This window comes from Methylobacillus caricis, from assembly GCF_020532705.1.
GTDB lineage: Bacteria > Pseudomonadota > Gammaproteobacteria > Burkholderiales > Methylophilaceae > Methylobacillus > Methylobacillus caricis.
Map to the genome: position 1 here is coordinate 1,854,755 of NZ_JAJAVD010000001.1, position 15,781 is coordinate 1,870,535.

The following is a 15,781-nucleotide window of genomic DNA, read 5'->3' on the forward strand; positions in this document are numbered from 1 at the left end:
TTAGCAATGGGCAGCAAGAGTTGAGCCACATGAAAGAAAAGTCATCAAGCAATTGTTTATTATTAATAATATTGCTTTTTACACAGAAACAACTACGACCAATTGGCTGCAAATTGGCTACTTATACAACCATGTGGTTATATACAGCCACCAATTGGCTGTGATTTATACTGGAAGTTGGCTGAGAAGAAACGCAAAAGCCACCTGACGGTGGCTTTGGAATTTTGGTAGACCCGAATGGACTCGAACCATCGACCTCTGCCATGTCAAGGCAGCGCTCTAACCAGCTGAGCTACGGGTCTGTATGTTCTTGATCGAACAAAAGAGCTGCGCATTCTAGCGCAATGTCACTGCCCAGGCAATGTGATTTTTACTGAGTCACTTCAAAATCTCCCGTGAAATCAGCATACGACATGAACGCTACCGCTATAATATGGCTAAACAGATGATCACCGTCATGACTTCCAATACCTTTCCCACCAGCAAGATAGACCAGATTATTGAAGGCATTGCCGAGCATGGCTATGCCGTGATTCCGGGTTTCTTTCCTGCAGATTTTATTGCTGCGCTCAGGGAAGAAGCGCACCAACTGCATCATGCCGGCGCGATGCAAGGCGCAACGACGGGCAGGGAAGACACGGCAAAACTCGATACTGCCACTCGGGGAGATTTGATACACTGGCTCGACGATGCCCAATCCAGCGCTGCGCAACAGGCGTTTTTTGCCACAATGGAACAGTTGCGTGAAGCATTGAATCGCCATCTGTACCTGGGCCTCTTTGAACTTGAGAACCATTTCGCCATTTATCCACCCGGCGCCATTTACCGCAAGCACCTGGATCAATTCCGCGGCAATGAAGAAAGACAGATCAGTTGTATCCTGTATCTTAATGATAATTGGAAAATTGATGACGGCGGCGCTCTGCGTATCTATATGGATGGCACTGCCGAACCATCAGTTATCGACGTATTGCCGGAAAGCGGCACCTTGGCGGTATTTATGTCTGGCCGTTTCTGGCATGAAGTTTTACCCGCAAGGCGCGAACGCATGAGCCTGACTGGGTGGTTCAGGAAACGAGGCACTAACCTCTCATGAGCCAGCAAAAAGACTGGCTCAACCAGATGTTCGACATCGAGGATTTCCGTCGCACCGGCCACGCATTGATAGATATGCTAGCCAACCGGATATCAGCCGATATTGCTGGTGAATCGAATATTCTCGACTGGCAATCTCCTCAAGCAGCGGATATGAACTGGCAACACTCTCTGCCGGAGCATCCAACGTTAGACAGCAAAGGCTTGCTGAAATGGCTGGAACAACAAGTCATCTCACGAAACCTTGCCGTACATCACCCTCACAATTTTGGCCATCAAGTTGCCGCCCCTTTACCACTAGCCGCCCTATGCGACCTGGTAGCTGCGTTGACCAATCAGGCAATGGTGGTTTACGAAACAGGCCCCAGCGCCACCATGATAGAGCGCCAGGTCATACGTTGGCTCAACAGGGCTGTGGGCTGGACTGCAGGTGACGGAGTACTGACATCAGGTGGTGCCCAGGCTAACTTGACCGCGCTATTGGCCGCACGACAACATGCAACAGACGTATGGCAAAAGGGCATGAACGATAGCAGGCCCATGCGTATTCTGGCCTCAGACTTTTCCCATTATGCCATCAGCCGTGCCGCCGGCATCATGGGTTTGGGCACCCAGGCTGTGATAGCAATCGAGGTGGATAGTAATGGGCGCATGTTGCCGGATGTCTTACAAGCAGCACATGAACAATGCCTGGCTAGAAATGAAATCGTCATGGCCATCGTGGCAACTGCGGGTTGCACCCCCACAGGCAGCATTGATCCATTGCAAGCCATTGGCGAATATTGCCAGCGCCACGAATTATGGTTGCATGTCGATGGCGCCCATGGCGCCTCGGCATTGCTTTCAGACCAGCACAAACATGCCTTGCAGGGCGTCACCATGGCAAGGTCCGTTGTATGGGATGGGCACAAGCTGATGTATATGCCTGCCACTGTCTCTGCCGTGCTGTTCCGCAACAAGGATGACAGTTACAAGGCCTTTGCGCAGGATGCCTCATACTTGTTTCAGGGCGATCACCACGAAGATGAATCCTTCAACATCAGCTATCGCACGCTGGAATGTACCAAGCGCATGATGGGGCTTAAATTATGGGCCGCATTTAACTTATATGGACGGCAAGGCATGGCTGCGCTGATTGACCATGCATGGGCCCAAGCCAGGACATTTGCAAGCAAGATCAAGCAGAAATCTGGGTTTGAGCTACTGATGGAGCCAGATACCAATATCGTCTGTTTTCGCTATCAGTACCCAAATATCACCCTTGAAAAATCAAGCAAATTGCAAAGTCAGATCAGGCAAAGTATTGTTGAAAGTGGAAGTTTTCACCTGACACAAGTCGAAATCAATGGCGTGATTTGGTTACGCAGCACTTTGATGAATCCATTTAGCACTGAGGCGGATATGGATGAACTGCTGGATACTATCAGCCAAACAGCGCTAGCGCTTTCATCTCGTTAAGGAATTGATATTTTCCAACAAAAAGGGGCAGAAGCCCCTTTTATTAATGCAGCCAGTAAATTACTTACCAGCCTCCAGGCCAGCCAGGCCAGCCTTGATAAATCCATCTACCGCATTCTGTGCAGTTTCGTCATCCTGACCTTCAGGCGGTTCATTCCCTGTATCGAAGCGATAAAAACGTGCCATCCAGCTTACCTTGGCATTGCTGCCGTCGGCATCAACCTTGATCCGACCGGTCAAGGAGCTCACAGGTAACGCCTCCAAGGCAATTTCACCACCCAGACGATAAGATAAAGTCTTGTTGGCCACATCCAGCTCATCCACTTGTTGCTGGATCTTGCCACCATTTTTCAGGGTGATATTGCTGGTTTTGTCGTCCACCTTCTCGCAAGCGGTGACTTCAGGGTGCCATTTGGCAATAGCGCAAGGCTCGGAAACCTTTGCCCAGACACTTTCTGCATTGGCCTTGACTGTCACGGTTTCATCCGTCTTGCGTGGAGTTGGCCCGTGTGCCAACGCAGGTGTGGCAATTGCCAGACTTAATATTGCAATCAGTAATTTCATCTTTTCTTGAACCTCAAATGTTGTTGAACGAAACTGAAAAATCTTGGTGGCATAAAAAACGCCAGAATCAACAGCAAAGCAGGCAGGGCAAACCAAGGGCGCAAATCAGTTTTTCCTGAACGCCAACTTGCCATATTGGTTGATGTCACATCACGTGCAAAACCTCGCAGTGAACCCAGGCGCCCATAATCCAGGCCTGTAATTTCTGCCAAATGCTTCAAGGTTTTTTCATCCAGACCGGAAAGGTTGGCCTGGGTATCCTCGGCGGGATTACGGCCATGAGAGGCATTCCGCCGGTTGAGGCCATCATCATCTTCCACCACCTCCATGTCCTTCTCCATGCTTTCCACAGATTTGGAAGTGAACATGCCAAAGGTGGCAAAGCGCATGACTTCCTCCAACTCCCAATAGCCAATGATATTGTCATGCTCATCAAGCTTGGGAATACGGCTCAGCTCCTCCTTGCCAGTACCGGCCAATATGCCCCTCACTTCTCCAGGCTTGCCTTCAAACTTTGGCAGGTAATCCGGATTGGATGGGGGTGCCTGATGGCCATCAGTAAAGAACGCCAAATGTGTATTCTGGCCCAGCTTGGCGGTCAGATCGACGGCGCTAAGCACGCCATGGGTAATAAACGAGTCCGCAGCCCATGCCATGCGCCAGTCCATATGATCTATAGTCTGATCCAGGGCCGAGAAATGAGCGCATACCTCAAGCGGCTGCACAATATTCTGCGTACCACGTTCGGTAAACATACCTAATGCCACAGTGGACCCGCACGGCATATCCCGCAACGCCTCGCGCATGGCCTTTTTTGAATATTCCAGACGACTGACGCTTTTGCCATCGACGGTGTAATCACGCACATTCATGCTTTGCGTGATATCCAGCACAAAGAACCAGTCAAACACACGGCGAGGTAATGTAGCGTGTGGTTGAAACATGCAGAGGACCAACAGGAATACTGTAGCCAGCATCAATCTGCCGCGCAGATCCAGATTGGAAAGCTTGAAGCGACGCAAGATCAAGGCATCCCTCTAGGAAAACCGGGGATGGAGGGCCATCCGTCAGGACGCTTTTCTGCTTCATCAACTTCATCGTCATCTTCGTTATACCGGTTGGGAGTCTTCACGCCGGCGAAAGAGGGAGAAAGCCTGAGCGCCAGCTCAAGATTATATTTGGCATCTATCCAGTCAGGGTCTATCAATAATGCCTTGCTGTAGTTTTCCTTGCACAGGGCCATCAATGGTCCCACTTTGTCCCAGGCAACATAGCCTTCATTTTCGAGGATTTCCACACTCTGGCTTAAATACAGATTGCCAGAGTTAAAATAGGCCGCCTTGCGTATAGCATCATTACCCTTGGCAGCAGCTTCTATATAAAGCTCCAGCGCCTTTTCCACCTGCCCCTTGTCCGCCAGCAGCCAGGCATCGGCAAACAATTCGCGCGCCGACTTGCCGCCCTGCACTTCCTCCGTAGCCAGCTTCTGATTATAGGTATGTGCTTTGTATAAATTCATGCCAGTCCACACCTGCGCTACAAGAGAGAGCGCCAGCAATAACAGCATCCATGGGAAAAGCCTTAAACGGCGCGCCATTTTTTAACCTCCGTCAGGTGTAAGGCAAAGAGCGTTGCAGCACACAGCAACGCAATTAAATAAAAAACCCAGCTCAAGTCTTGTCTGGCTGCAGCTTCATAATATTTGACCGGCTGGTTCTTCAAACGTGATATGTCAGCCAGCGCTTCTTCCACCGCCTGAGGGCTTTCCGCCTCGTAAACATGGTAGTTCACGCCCAGTGACTGGAAATACTCATGCAGTTGATACTCCGGAAAAGCATCCCGGTTTTCATCTTCAGGCGCATCCTTGAGGCTGGCCCCATTGGCAGAGCGCAAATATACCCAGTACAAGGAGGCGCCCTGGCGATGGAACATCTCACGTAACAGATCTTGTGTTTTCACATCCAGATGCGCCCCACCGTCAGACACCAGTAAAATGGCACGCGCGCCAGTGACTGGCCTGCCTTCAAAATAATCCAGCGCCATGCCCAACCCACGGGCAACAGCAGTAAACCCCATGCCCCCCGCCTCTGTTGCACGCAAGGCTGCCAGCACAGCTTCCCGGTCTCCGCCCAAAGGGGCAACCAGGATGGGGGAGGTGCTAAATGTCACCATGCCCAGCAGATCTTCACGGCTTTGGCTGACAAAAGACTGCAACACACGCCTGGCAGCTGCCATTTTTGATTCACTGTCACTCTTGGCTGTATCGGCAAAGCTGTCGTTCATACTGGCACTACGATCCAGCACGATCATCACATGGGCGCCACGGCCAACCTTTTCCAGCCGTTGCTCACCCCAATATGGCCCGGACATGGCAATTGCCAAAGTGGCTATCGCAAGTGAGCCAGCCCAGCGCCAGAGCCGCTCAATCCATACCGAAAGTTCATCTTCTGGCAACCTGGAAACCGATGGATAAGGAAATGCCGCATGCCCGCGTACCATCAAAGGTACCAGAGCCAACACCAGCAAAAACAACCAAGCCGGAGAATGCAATCCTGCACCGGTACTTTGCAGAAACTCGCTCACGGTGTCTCCAACAGACTGAGCTGGCGTGCCAGCTTATCAACCTGGATGTAAGACATGCCGTCCGTTTTTCCGGCAAAAAACACCTGCTGTGTGGCCAAAAAGAACTGTTCAATTTCTGCTTTTCGCACTTGCAATTCGGGCCGTGCAGCAAACAACGGCAACAGGGTTTCATAGGTCACAGCGTTGCTGGCATACACGTTGAATGCCCGACTCAATATGCGCATGGAAGATTGCAACCTGGCAAGTTCATCCTGTTCATTGCGGGCACGGTGTATATCCCGCGCCGCCTGGCGGAATGGTGAAGCACGCCCGCCAAAAATAGGTAACAGATCAAAGCGCCAGGCAAAATAAATTCCTGCAATCCCCAGCCCAGTCAAGGCAAACACCATCTGCTGCCATATGGGTTCAAGCGGCTCTGGCTGAGGTGCGATTGCCTCACGCGGCGTTGCCTGCTCCTTAGTGAGCATAGTGGGTAGCATGGGAGCCATCAGTACCTCGGCGGCCTGTAACCTGGCGACCAATACATCATTACCCTTGCGAAAATTGAGCTCAAGAGCGCGTAGGGGAATTGGGCGTACATCGCGCAATGTACGGAATACCTGCCAGTCAAACCTCATCACATGTTTCAGGCTGCCATTCACCTTCTGGGTCTGAATATCCACCTTGCGCAACTCAATATGGGCTCCAGCCCCCAGCTTCTTGGGCAAGGAAGACTCATCAAGCACATATCCTTCAGGGGTAATCACCTCAACCCGCTGCTCGACAATATCCCCGATACGATAACCAACATCGCGAACAAGCGACTGCGCATTGACGCTTTTCTCAGCGGCAAATGCTGGCAATGCCAGCAATAGTAAAGGCAACAGTAAACGTATCATCAACCAGCCTCCAAAAGATGACGCGTCAATAAACCGGCATCAAATTCATCTTCAACAAAAAACGGGGCACGCGCACCAAACTTGCGGCATAAGACTTTCAGGTCATCCTTGCGTTGCAGGTATTGCTGCTGGATTTGCTGTGTAAGACTGCGGCGAAGGAATAGGGATCTATCACCACCGCCCTCCATGTCCCGCACCCTTGCCCAGCCCCAATTGGGCAGATCCTTGTATTCACTACTATCCCAGAGCACGACAGGCACTACGTCGTGAGCAGAAAATGAAGATAAAGTCCGAGTCAGCAACTCTTCATCGAGGTGAAAATCTGAAATCAAAAATATTAAGGAACGGCTTGGCCTCAACTGCTCAGTGGCATAAGGCAGCGCCTGCGCACCGACATTATTGCCAATATCAGTGGCCAGTATTTTCTTGTGCACCTCCTGTGCCAGACCACGCCTAGCAGAAGGAGGGGAAAACAAATCCTGGCGTACTACATCATCGCAAGCGACCAATGAGAAAGCATCTCCACTACGGGTAGCAGACCATGCAATTGCCGCTGCAATATCTGCCAACAACCTTTTTTTCTCCGCATTGCCGGCAAACCTCATGGAGGTAGAAGTATCCAGCAATGCATATACGACGATTGCGCCACGCTCATAGAATGAGCGCACTACATAGCGCCTGGGAATTACGCGTAAACTGGCACGCAGATCCAACCGCCGCGGATCTGGGTTATCCATAAAAGGTACATGGCCGGCAAAATCAGCCCCACTGCCCGGGGTGCGGGTTGCGTGCGCACCGGGCTGGGCACCTCGGGCGCGCCAATGCAGGCGATAATAGAATTCCTGTGGGGTAAAACTAGTCAAAATAAACCTGCCAAGCCGTTTAAGGTGCAGGAATCTTGTTCAGGACGCCCTGAAGCAATGCTGGAGCAATTTCATCACGGCGCAGCTCATAAGCAGGTGTGAAAAATACACGATGCCCTACGGTATGCTGGAACACGGCACGAATATCATCAGGTGTTAGGTAGTCGCGCCCTTCCAGCCATGCCCGTGTACGTGCCGCACGCATCAACATTGCCATGCCGCGTGGACTGGCGCCACCAGCCACCAGGCGACTGATGTCCACATCTTCGATCTGAACCCCGGCCTCCTCGGGATTCCGTAAAGCACGCCAGAGATTGACTGCATAATCCTGCAAGGCCAATTCGGCACGTACGGTTTCCTGGATTGTTTCTGATACCGCATTCAATTGATCGTAAGGAACCAAGCCCAGCTCTAGTGTGTTAATAAGCGCGTCTGCATCATGAAAGCGTGTACTGAACATCAAGTCACGTTGCATTTCCTTGTCATCAGGGGCAAATATAGAGATTTCCATGAAAAAACGGTCACGTGCCGCAGCAGGCAATTCAAAAGTCTCTTCACGTTCCAATCGATTCCGGTCAGCAAACACGGTCAAATGGGGAAACGCATAATCACGGTTAAACGCATTGACACTGCGCTCAGCCATCAAACGTAAAAGCAGTGAATGTGCCTGGGGCCGTGCGCGATTGATTTCATTGAAAAAGAATACCGCAAGATCTTCCTCGTGCCGCAACAATGGGCCGGGCGCTACTGCAGGTTGGCCATTCTGGTCGATATAAGCATGGTAGAGAAAATCGCCAGGCATCAGGTCAATCGCGCCTTCAATCCGTTGATAAGCGCCGCCCAGCAACCTCGAAGCTGCCTTAAGCAAAGTTGTCTTACCAACACCAACATCGCCTTCCAGCAATACATGTCCACGCGAGAAAATCGCAATAGTCAGCGCCCTGACTTGTTGCTCCAGTCCCAGCACCACTTTATTCGTGGACTGTTCAAAACCAAGTGCCCGTTCCCGCCACTCATTCAGATCAATTTTTTCTTGCATGATGTCGTGTGTCCTGCTGACTGAAGATTTATTTGAATTACACTTTGAAATAAATATGATTTAAATAAAACCCAGTAAAAAAGCTGATGCCCGTAGGAGCATCAGCTTTTTCCATGAAGCAAACTTACTTCACATCAAACTTGAATGTGCCAGTTGCTTTAGCGTTAGCAATACGCTTTGCGTTACGCTCATCGATTGCCTTGATTGCAGCTTCCTGCTTGCTCAGTTCAGCAGCATCATGCTTAGGATCGTACTTGGAGCCAGCAATCTTTTCTGGATAGCCAGGTTTGGCTTGCCAGCAGTTACCAGCTTCTTTACAGGTTTGGCCGTCATATGAAAAAGCCAAGCCAGAGGCAACCATCGCACCTACGGTTGCTACTAATGTCAAAACGCGTTTCATTGATATCTCCTTGTGTTATGGTTGCTGGTGGTACTACTTAATCCGCCGGGAGCCACCAGTCAGCATCCCGGCAGAATTCCTGAGCACGGCTAACCGTGTTTAACCATTGCGATGTTCAAATGTTTCCACAGCTTTCTTGGCTTTTTCCGGATCATTCTGCAAAGCGCGCACCCAGCTCATTACATGCAGAATTTCGTCAGCCTCAAGCAAACCTTGTTGTGGGCCCATCATGCCAGCAGCGCCGCCATAGATAGTTTCAAATAGGCCCTTGTCTTGAAGGTTGGCTGGATAAGTCCAATAATCATCACTCAATGCCGGACCAAGCTTGCCTTCAGCCAAGTGACCATGACATCCCGAACACGCGGTTGAAAAAATCACATAACCTTTATTGAGCTCTTCTTGCTTCCCGTTGTATGGGTTCTCACCTGTATTCTTAAACTCCTTGAAAGCTGGAGTTTCATTCTCACCAGACAAGTCCAATGGATCACCTGAAACGGTTCCTCTGAAATCAAGATCGGCTTGCGCTGGCATCAGGGCAAAGCCTGAAGCAAGAAAAACACTCAAACCACCTACTACTGCTAATTTTTTAAACATTTACTACCCCGGAGTTACAAAAAAACTAGATTGCTAGATTGGCAAGAGAGGAATACTTTCTTTCTCAAGAATCGCATCAATCTCTTTCTGATTAGATGTAATTGCCTTGTCCAGCTCCTCTTTTAGAGCCTCATCACCAAGGCGCACACCCATTACCACTTCATACTGCATCGGTATCTTGCCGCCATTGGCGCGTGTCGCATTATCTTCAATCAACACCATCTTCAGTGGCGTCTTGGAGTCATGAACATAACGGGCCACAGACGGCGCCCACAAGGCAGCAGCATGCAAATGCATGCTCACAACATCGTCCACCAGCTTGCGCTCATCGATTTTGACGTAGCGGTTGCGTGTAGACTTAAAATCGGTCAGCTCAACTTGGTAGTCAAACATGTCATCAAAGCGGTTAAGTTCCAGAAGCATGTTTTTGCCAGGACTATCGGGCAAAACACCTATGCGGAAAGTACGCTCCTTAAGATATGGATGGTCCCAGGAGGTAATATCAATTTCTCTGTCCTGGCGTGTAACAAAAACGTAACCGGACTTGTAGTAAGGCTTGGTATTCAGAACCCGAGGGTCACCCTTATCCAGGCCCATCAATACATCACACTGCTTTTTATCTAGAAAATCCCTGACTGCATAACGCGCATCAGACCAGTAGGCAAAAGTCACCTTACGATTTAGCGCATTGCCCAGTAACTTCGCTATATTGTTTTCAAACCCTTCCTGTTTGTCATTTGAGTACGGCATTTCGTCCTTGCCCGCACAAACTCTCAGCTCATTTGCAGCATTAGCCTGAAAAGCGACCATTCCAGCAATACCAAGCAAGACAGTCTTCAGGCCAGTAATACAGGATTTCTTATTAACAATATGCATGTGTACTTAATTCCAAAAAAACGGTTCAACTTAAATACCGGGGCAGCCAAGCCGCCCCGGAAATATGACATCAGCTACAAACTACAATTACAGGCTGAATACCATCAGGCCGCCGCCCATTTGAGTGTGGTTTTGCAGTTCCTTGAAGGCACCTACAGCACCCAGACCAGCGCTAGGATCGGTCAAGTCGAATACCAGACCAACACCAGGCCAACCGCCTACACCGTACATAGAACCGATGTATTGCTTACCCTTGAACTGATAAGTCATTGGAGCACCGATACCACCAGAAGGCATCTTGAACTTCCAGAGTTCCTTACCATTGTCTTTATCAAGAGCCTTGATATAGCCATCAAGCGTGTTGTAAGCAACGAGGCCGCCCTTGGTAGCGAGAGTACCGCCCCAAACAGCAAACTTCTCCCACTTAGTCCACTTGTACTTGCCAGTCACGATGTCCATGGCACGTACTTGACCCATTTCCTTCTTGGTTGGGCCGCTAGGTCCAGGGTACATAGCCAGCGTTGCGCCAACGAAGAACTGACCTGCACGGTATGGCAGCATGAACGGCTCCCAATCCATACAAATGTGGTTCAGACCAGCGTAAACAATCGGCTCATCCAGATCCAAAGCATCCAGACCTTGGTTATGGAAGCCCATCGCGGAAGGACAAACGTTGGTGCTCTTGTGATCCATACGTGTACTGAATTCTGGATCACGAACTGGAGTACCAGTCTTCAGGTCCACCTTCTTGAATACGTTCACTGCCGGGTCAACCTTAGCAGCCTGGATCAAGTTACCGTTGTCACGGTTCAGGGTGTACATGATGCCGTTACGGTCAATGTGGGTCAGCAGAGGAGTTACTTTGCCGTCAACCTTGTGATCGGAAAGGATCATTTGGTTAACACCAGCGAAGTCCCACTCGTCGTGAGGAGTCTTTTGGTAACCCCATTTGGCTTCACCAGTATCCAGATCACGAGCCCAGATAGTCATGGTCCATTTGTTATCACCTGGACGCATTGTTTCATTCCAAGGTGCTGGGTTACCGGAACCGTAGTAGAACAGGTTCAGCTTAGGATCGTAGGCATACCAACCCCAGTTAGTACCACCACCGATTTTCCATGCATCACCTTCCCAAGTCTTCAGACCCAGGCCGAATTGACCATAGTGAGGATTGTCGCTATTGAAGTTCTTAGCCAGCTTGACTTCTTCATCAGGACCAGTTGCAAAAGCACGCCATTGCAGCTCACCAGTCTTCAGATTGAAGGCATTAACCGCACCACGAACACCCAGCTCAGCACCGGAACAGCCAATCAGAACAGTGTTCTTGATAACGTATGGAGCTTGAGTCAGCGTAGCGCCAACTTTAGGATCACAAACTTCGATTTCCCAGACGACCTTGCCGCTCTTGGCATCCAGGGCAAGCAATTTACCATCCAGTTGCTTCTTGATAATTTTGCCATCGCCATATGCCAAACCACGGTCAACGATGTCACAACAAGCAACAGCTTTAACTGATGCAACTTGCTTAGGCTTGTGTTGCCAAGCAATCACGCCTGGATCATTCAAGTTAACAGCGTATGTATTGTTAGGGAAGGCACTATGAATGTACATCATGTCGCCAATCACCAATGGAGCACCTTCGTGACCATTCAACACACCGGTTGAGAACGACCATGCTGCCTTCAGGTTCTTAACGTTGCCCCTGTTGATTTGATTCAGCGTACTATTGTGCTGCCCGGTATAATTACCAGTTTGCAAGGCCCAGTTATCTGCATTCTTGGTCAATTCCTGCACACCTGAATTTGCCTGAGCACCTTGCATCGTCGCAAGTACTAGCAAACTGCCGACAGCAGCGCCGATACCGACGTTGGTTACTCTGCCTTTCATATACTTCTCCTCATTCTGGTTTGATTACAAACTCCCTGCCGATCGGTTGTTACTCGGCGGAAACAATTCTTAACAATTTGTAACAAATACAATAGATGAAAGATTCCCGATGAATTGGGTAAGTATTCATATGCGATACATGGCTTACTCACAAGTCAAAGCCCCAGCCACGGCTTATTTGCGAGAATGGGGATAAGTATTGTTAGCTAACATGCTGTTTAGGAAATGCTATCGATCGGAACCTGGTCAGGAAGAACACCCGAGGCCACTAAGTAAATTACGTAACATGCGGAGGGCAATAAAAAACGCCATGGGCACTGGCGCATGGCGTTAATCGAGAATTCAGGAAATTGATGAGAGGAAATCGCTAGGCAAGCTGGCTTAATAATGCGGTGTATCCGGCTTGGTAATCCGGGTAGATGAAGTGATATCCCGTGGATCGCATGCGCTGGTTATTGAGGCGTTTATTACCTGCCACGACAGGTATTTCCATCTCGGGAATTTTTACCTGCTGCTGCTTTGCCAGCCACATGAGCAGATCGTACACCGGCAAAGGCTGCTGATCAGTGACCAGATATATGGCATCCAGGAGTTGCCCTGCCTGGACACGCTGGATCAGAAACTGGATAAATGCAGCCCCATCATCCCGATGAATGCGGTTAGTCCACCCATTTCTTGCCGGCCAGCGCTGAGGCTCCTTAGCCAACTCTATCATCCGGTGACGTCCAGGGCCGTAAATTCCGGAAAAACGCAATATTGAAGCGGGATGCCCTGCCAGCAAAGCCTCTGCTTCCAACATGCGCTTGCCGCTAAAGTCACTGGCAAGCGCCGGTGTATCCTCATCAAGGAACTGATCCGTTTCCTGACCGTAGACACTTGTACTGGAAACAAAAAAGATATGTGCAAGTCTCGTCGAGCTCAATACACTCAAGACGTTCCTGAGCCCATCAACATAGCTTGCCCGGTAACTCTCATCAGAATGCTCACTGGCAGCAACACAATAAACCAGGATATCCACTTCGAGCTCTGTAAGCACAGATAAACTTTCAGGATCTGTTACATCAGCCTGGATCAGGCTGGCACCGTCAGGCAAAGATTGCGAAGAACGCCTCAACCCTGTCACCTCAAAGCCGCTTGCGCGAAGATTGCGCAGCAGTTCCAATCCCAAGTCACCGCAACCAGCGATCAGTACATGGCTCATGTCACAACCTCCGCAGGCCATTGTCCCTGAATAAATTTCTCGGCACGGAACAATGCCACTATGGTTTTGCCATCGGTCAATTCACCGCCGCGCACCATCTCCAGACACTCATCCAGGCTTGCTTCGAAAAGCTGCAAAGCTTCATCTTCATCGCGATTGTGCTCACCTGCCCGGAGGTTGCGGGCAAGATAAATATGAATGACTTCATTGGAATACCCTATGCAGGGATGTTGCAGGCCGAGGTATATCCACTCATCGGCACTGTATCCGGTTTCTTCCAATAGTTCGCGCTGACCAGTGCGCAAATGTGGCTCACCAGCATCTATCTTGCCTGCCGGAAGCTCTATGAATACCTGGTGCAAAGGATAGCGAAACTGCCGCTCAAGTAACAAATTTCCATTGGGCAGCAGAGGAATTACCACTACTGCCCCTGGATGTATGACGTACTCACGCTGGCTGATAGCACCCGAAGGAACGCGCACCTGGTCTCGCTTGACCAGAAGCATTCCGCCCTGTGCAATTGTTTCAGAGGAAATAGCGGTTTCGGTGAGGTCTTGCAGATCTTGATCAATGCTGGCCATGTTCAGTGCTTGCGCCAGAGATAACGATAGACAAATCCCGGAAATGCAAACACCACAAACAGGCTGAAGGTAATTGCATAGAACTCCCAACGACGCTCAGCCACCTGTCCCACGCTCGACTGCTCCACTTCAATGGCAATCGCGCCTACTACAAAATACAAAACAACCAGCTCGAAAAAACACCAGGCCAGTGATTTGTGCTTGAGTGGAATCAGGTAGAACAGGCGTCCGGAAAACCATGGCAGGTTTGCTGCCAGCAATGCCAGCAGCAGAAGTATTGTGATTGTCATCTATCTATTGAATGCTATGAATAATGGCATACGCGCAAACATCCATCAGGCGTTGCGGCAACATGCCAAGAATAAGTAAACCAATAGCATTAATACTCAAGACCAGCTTCATGTCAACTGGTGCGACGATGGGGCTATGATCCTCTGGCTCATCAAAATACATATACTTGACCACGCGCAGGTAGTAAAACGCCCCTATCAAAGCCATGAGGACGGCAAACACCACTAGCGCCACAAAACCTGCCTGCAGGGCAGATTGCAGCACGGTGAACTTGGCGTAGAAACCCAGTGTAGGGGGTATGCCTGCCATGGAGAACATGACAATGAGCATCATGAATGCATACCAAGGACTGCGCTGATTCAGCCCCTTGAGGTCTTCCAGCCTGTCGGCCTCAAACCCCTTGCGGCTTAATAGCAGAATGATGCCGAAACCAGCCAGTGTCATCAGCACGTAAGACAGGATATAGAAAGTAGCAGATGCATAGCCGTTCAGGCTTGCACTCAGGAACCCAAGTAGCAGAAAACCAATATGCGAAATGGTGGAATATGCCAGCATACGTTTGATATTGGTTTGGGCAATGGCCGCAATATTGCCGACAATCATTGACATGATGGCCATAATCACCAGCATGCCCTGCCAGTCGACAGCCAATACAAACATGGCTTGCACCAGCAGCCTTATCACCATGGCAAAAGCAGCAATCTTGGTGGCGGAACCGATAAACATCGTAATGGCGGTAGGTGCGCCATGATACACATCAGGCACCCACATCTGGAAAGGTGCCGCGCCCAGCTTGAAAGCCAATCCAGCTACAATGAACACCAGTCCAAGCACCAGCACACCATGATCAGGCGCACCACTCAGCAGGGCGTCAGCCACGCCGGAAACATTAAGGCTACCCGTCACGCCATACAACATGGACATGCCGTATAGCAACATGCCTGACGCCAATGCCCCCAGCACAAAATACTTCATGGCTGCCTCTGTTGAATTGGCGTTGTCTCTGTCCAGCGCCACCAGGGCATAAAGACAAAGAGACAATAGCTCAAGCCCCATGTATAGCGTGAGGAAATGCTGGCCGGAAATCATGATCATCATGCCCAGCGTGGAAAAAAGCACCAGCGCATAAAACTCACCACGGAACATACCTCGCAAAGCAGTGTATTGGCGGGTATAGACCAACGTCACTGCGGTACTGAGGTAGACGCCCAGCTTCAATACATCCGCCAATGGGTCATCCACGAACAGGCCGCTGAAGGCATAACCGACTGCGGGTACATGTGTCACCGTAGTCAGTACAGCCGCCCCAAGCAGGGTCAATTGCGACAAGACATAAATAAGGAAGCGATTGGATGGTTTTAAAAACAGATCCAACAACAGGATGAACATGGCCATGCAGAGTACCAATATCTCCGGTAGCGCTGTCATCACGTCATATTGAATGGCATTCATGATTGTTTTCTCGTCACAT

General features: G+C 50.0%; 17 protein-coding genes and 1 tRNA gene. 2 read left to right on the top strand and 16 right to left on the bottom strand.

Annotated elements, in window-relative coordinates:
• Positions 1-225: 225 nt before the first annotated feature.
• A tRNA-Val gene (locus LG200_RS08765) sits at positions 226-302 on the bottom strand.
• A 155-nt stretch (positions 303-457) separates the two neighbouring features.
• Here LG200_RS08765 and LG200_RS08770 point away from each other — a divergent pair.
• Positions 458-1,096 carry a 2OG-Fe(II) oxygenase gene (locus tag LG200_RS08770; protein WP_226757180.1) on the top strand — a complete coding sequence of 213 codons (639 nt, stop codon included), beginning with the start codon at positions 458-460 and terminating at the stop codon, positions 1,094-1,096.
• Positions 1,093-2,553: a pyridoxal phosphate-dependent decarboxylase family protein gene (locus LG200_RS08775; protein WP_226757181.1), complete on the top strand. Its 1,461-nt coding sequence runs from the start codon at positions 1,093-1,095 to the stop codon at positions 2,551-2,553. Before LG200_RS08770 ends, LG200_RS08775 begins: the two co-directional genes overlap by 4 nt.
• 60 nt (positions 2,554-2,613) lie before the next feature.
• Here LG200_RS08775 and LG200_RS08780 read toward each other — a convergent pair whose 3' ends face one another.
• The 15 genes from LG200_RS08780 to nuoN form a co-directional block, all read right to left on the bottom strand.
• Complete coding sequence (locus tag LG200_RS08780) at positions 2,614-3,117, bottom strand: SRPBCC family protein (RefSeq protein WP_226757182.1); 504 nt, start codon at positions 3,115-3,117, stop codon at positions 2,614-2,616.
• Positions 3,114-4,145, bottom strand: coding sequence for a vWA domain-containing protein (locus tag LG200_RS08785; RefSeq protein WP_226757183.1), 1,032 nt, complete (start codon positions 4,143-4,145; stop codon positions 3,114-3,116). Before LG200_RS08785 ends, LG200_RS08780 begins: the two co-directional genes overlap by 4 nt.
• Positions 4,142-4,714 carry a soluble NSF attachment family protein gene (locus LG200_RS08790; RefSeq protein ID WP_226757184.1) on the bottom strand — a complete coding sequence of 191 codons (573 nt, stop codon included), beginning with the start codon at positions 4,712-4,714 and terminating at the stop codon, positions 4,142-4,144. Before LG200_RS08790 ends, LG200_RS08785 begins: the two co-directional genes overlap by 4 nt.
• Positions 4,699-5,700: a vWA domain-containing protein gene (locus LG200_RS08795; RefSeq protein WP_226757185.1), complete on the bottom strand. Its 1,002-nt coding sequence runs from the start codon at positions 5,698-5,700 to the stop codon at positions 4,699-4,701. The genes LG200_RS08790 and LG200_RS08795 overlap by 16 nt, the downstream gene beginning before the upstream one ends.
• On the bottom strand, positions 5,697-6,578 hold the full coding sequence (locus LG200_RS08800; RefSeq protein ID WP_226757186.1) for a hypothetical protein: 882 nt from the start codon (positions 6,576-6,578) through the stop codon (positions 5,697-5,699). The genes LG200_RS08795 and LG200_RS08800 overlap by 4 nt, the downstream gene beginning before the upstream one ends.
• Positions 6,578-7,441, bottom strand: a complete 864-nt coding sequence (locus LG200_RS08805) for a DUF58 domain-containing protein (RefSeq protein ID WP_226757187.1) — start codon at positions 7,439-7,441, stop codon at positions 6,578-6,580. The genes LG200_RS08800 and LG200_RS08805 overlap by 1 nt, the downstream gene beginning before the upstream one ends.
• A gap of 19 nt (positions 7,442-7,460) precedes the next feature.
• Entirely contained in the window at positions 7,461-8,480 is a 1,020-nt protein-coding gene (locus tag LG200_RS08810) for an AAA family ATPase (RefSeq protein WP_226757188.1), read from the bottom strand.
• A 124-nt stretch (positions 8,481-8,604) separates the two neighbouring features.
• Positions 8,605-8,880, bottom strand: coding sequence for a methanol dehydrogenase [cytochrome c] subunit (locus tag LG200_RS08815; protein WP_226757189.1), 276 nt, complete (start codon positions 8,878-8,880; stop codon positions 8,605-8,607).
• A 99-nt stretch (positions 8,881-8,979) separates the two neighbouring features.
• Positions 8,980-9,474, bottom strand: coding sequence for a cytochrome c(L), periplasmic (gene moxG, locus LG200_RS08820; RefSeq protein WP_404809793.1), 495 nt, complete (start codon positions 9,472-9,474; stop codon positions 8,980-8,982).
• 33 nt (positions 9,475-9,507) lie between these two features.
• Positions 9,508-10,350: a methanol oxidation system protein MoxJ gene (gene moxJ / locus LG200_RS08825; protein WP_226757190.1), complete on the bottom strand. Its 843-nt coding sequence runs from the start codon at positions 10,348-10,350 to the stop codon at positions 9,508-9,510.
• 87 nt (positions 10,351-10,437) lie between these two features.
• Positions 10,438-12,237 (bottom strand): methanol/ethanol family PQQ-dependent dehydrogenase, encoded by a 1,800-nt coding sequence (locus tag LG200_RS08830; RefSeq protein WP_226757191.1) that lies wholly within the window; start codon positions 12,235-12,237, stop codon positions 10,438-10,440.
• A 367-nt stretch (positions 12,238-12,604) separates the two neighbouring features.
• The gene (locus LG200_RS08835; RefSeq protein WP_226757192.1) at positions 12,605-13,438 is read right to left on the bottom strand and encodes an SDR family oxidoreductase; all 834 of its coding nucleotides are present in this window, start codon (positions 13,436-13,438) and stop codon (positions 12,605-12,607) included.
• Positions 13,435-14,019, bottom strand: coding sequence for an NUDIX domain-containing protein (locus LG200_RS08840; protein ID WP_226757193.1), 585 nt, complete (start codon positions 14,017-14,019; stop codon positions 13,435-13,437). Before LG200_RS08840 ends, LG200_RS08835 begins: the two co-directional genes overlap by 4 nt.
• Before the next feature lie 2 nt (positions 14,020-14,021).
• On the bottom strand, positions 14,022-14,309 hold the full coding sequence (locus LG200_RS08845) for a DUF2818 family protein (RefSeq protein WP_226757194.1): 288 nt from the start codon (positions 14,307-14,309) through the stop codon (positions 14,022-14,024).
• A 4-nt stretch (positions 14,310-14,313) separates the two neighbouring features.
• Positions 14,314-15,762 carry an NADH-quinone oxidoreductase subunit NuoN gene (gene nuoN, locus LG200_RS08850; protein ID WP_226757195.1) on the bottom strand — a complete coding sequence of 483 codons (1,449 nt, stop codon included), beginning with the start codon at positions 15,760-15,762 and terminating at the stop codon, positions 14,314-14,316.
• Positions 15,763-15,781 lie beyond the last annotated feature (19 nt).

Coding starts and splice junctions, on each gene's coding strand:
- LG200_RS08770 (WP_226757180.1), top strand. CDS start 458: ATGACTTCCAATACCTTTCCCACCAGCAAGATAGACCAGATTATTGAA.
- LG200_RS08775 (WP_226757181.1), top strand. CDS start 1,093: ATGAGCCAGCAAAAAGACTGGCTCAACCAGATGTTCGACATCGAGGAT.
- LG200_RS08780 (WP_226757182.1), bottom strand. CDS start 3,117: ATGAAATTACTGATTGCAATATTAAGTCTGGCAATTGCCACACCTGCG.
- LG200_RS08790 (WP_226757184.1), bottom strand. CDS start 4,714: ATGGCGCGCCGTTTAAGGCTTTTCCCATGGATGCTGTTATTGCTGGCG.
- LG200_RS08800 (WP_226757186.1), bottom strand. CDS start 6,578: ATGATACGTTTACTGTTGCCTTTACTATTGCTGGCATTGCCAGCATTT.
- LG200_RS08810 (WP_226757188.1), bottom strand. CDS start 8,480: ATGCAAGAAAAAATTGATCTGAATGAGTGGCGGGAACGGGCACTTGGT.
- LG200_RS08815 (WP_226757189.1), bottom strand. CDS start 8,880: ATGAAACGCGTTTTGACATTAGTAGCAACCGTAGGTGCGATGGTTGCC.
- moxG (WP_404809793.1), bottom strand. CDS start 9,474: ATGTTTAAAAAATTAGCAGTAGTAGGTGGTTTGAGTGTTTTTCTTGCT.
- moxJ (WP_226757190.1), bottom strand. CDS start 10,350: ATGCATATTGTTAATAAGAAATCCTGTATTACTGGCCTGAAGACTGTC.
- LG200_RS08830 (WP_226757191.1), bottom strand. CDS start 12,237: ATGAAAGGCAGAGTAACCAACGTCGGTATCGGCGCTGCTGTCGGCAGT.
- LG200_RS08835 (WP_226757192.1), bottom strand. CDS start 13,438: ATGAGCCATGTACTGATCGCTGGTTGCGGTGACTTGGGATTGGAACTG.
- LG200_RS08840 (WP_226757193.1), bottom strand. CDS start 14,019: ATGGCCAGCATTGATCAAGATCTGCAAGACCTCACCGAAACCGCTATT.
- LG200_RS08845 (WP_226757194.1), bottom strand. CDS start 14,309: ATGACAATCACAATACTTCTGCTGCTGGCATTGCTGGCAGCAAACCTG.
- nuoN (WP_226757195.1), bottom strand. CDS start 15,762: ATGAATGCCATTCAATATGACGTGATGACAGCGCTACCGGAGATATTG.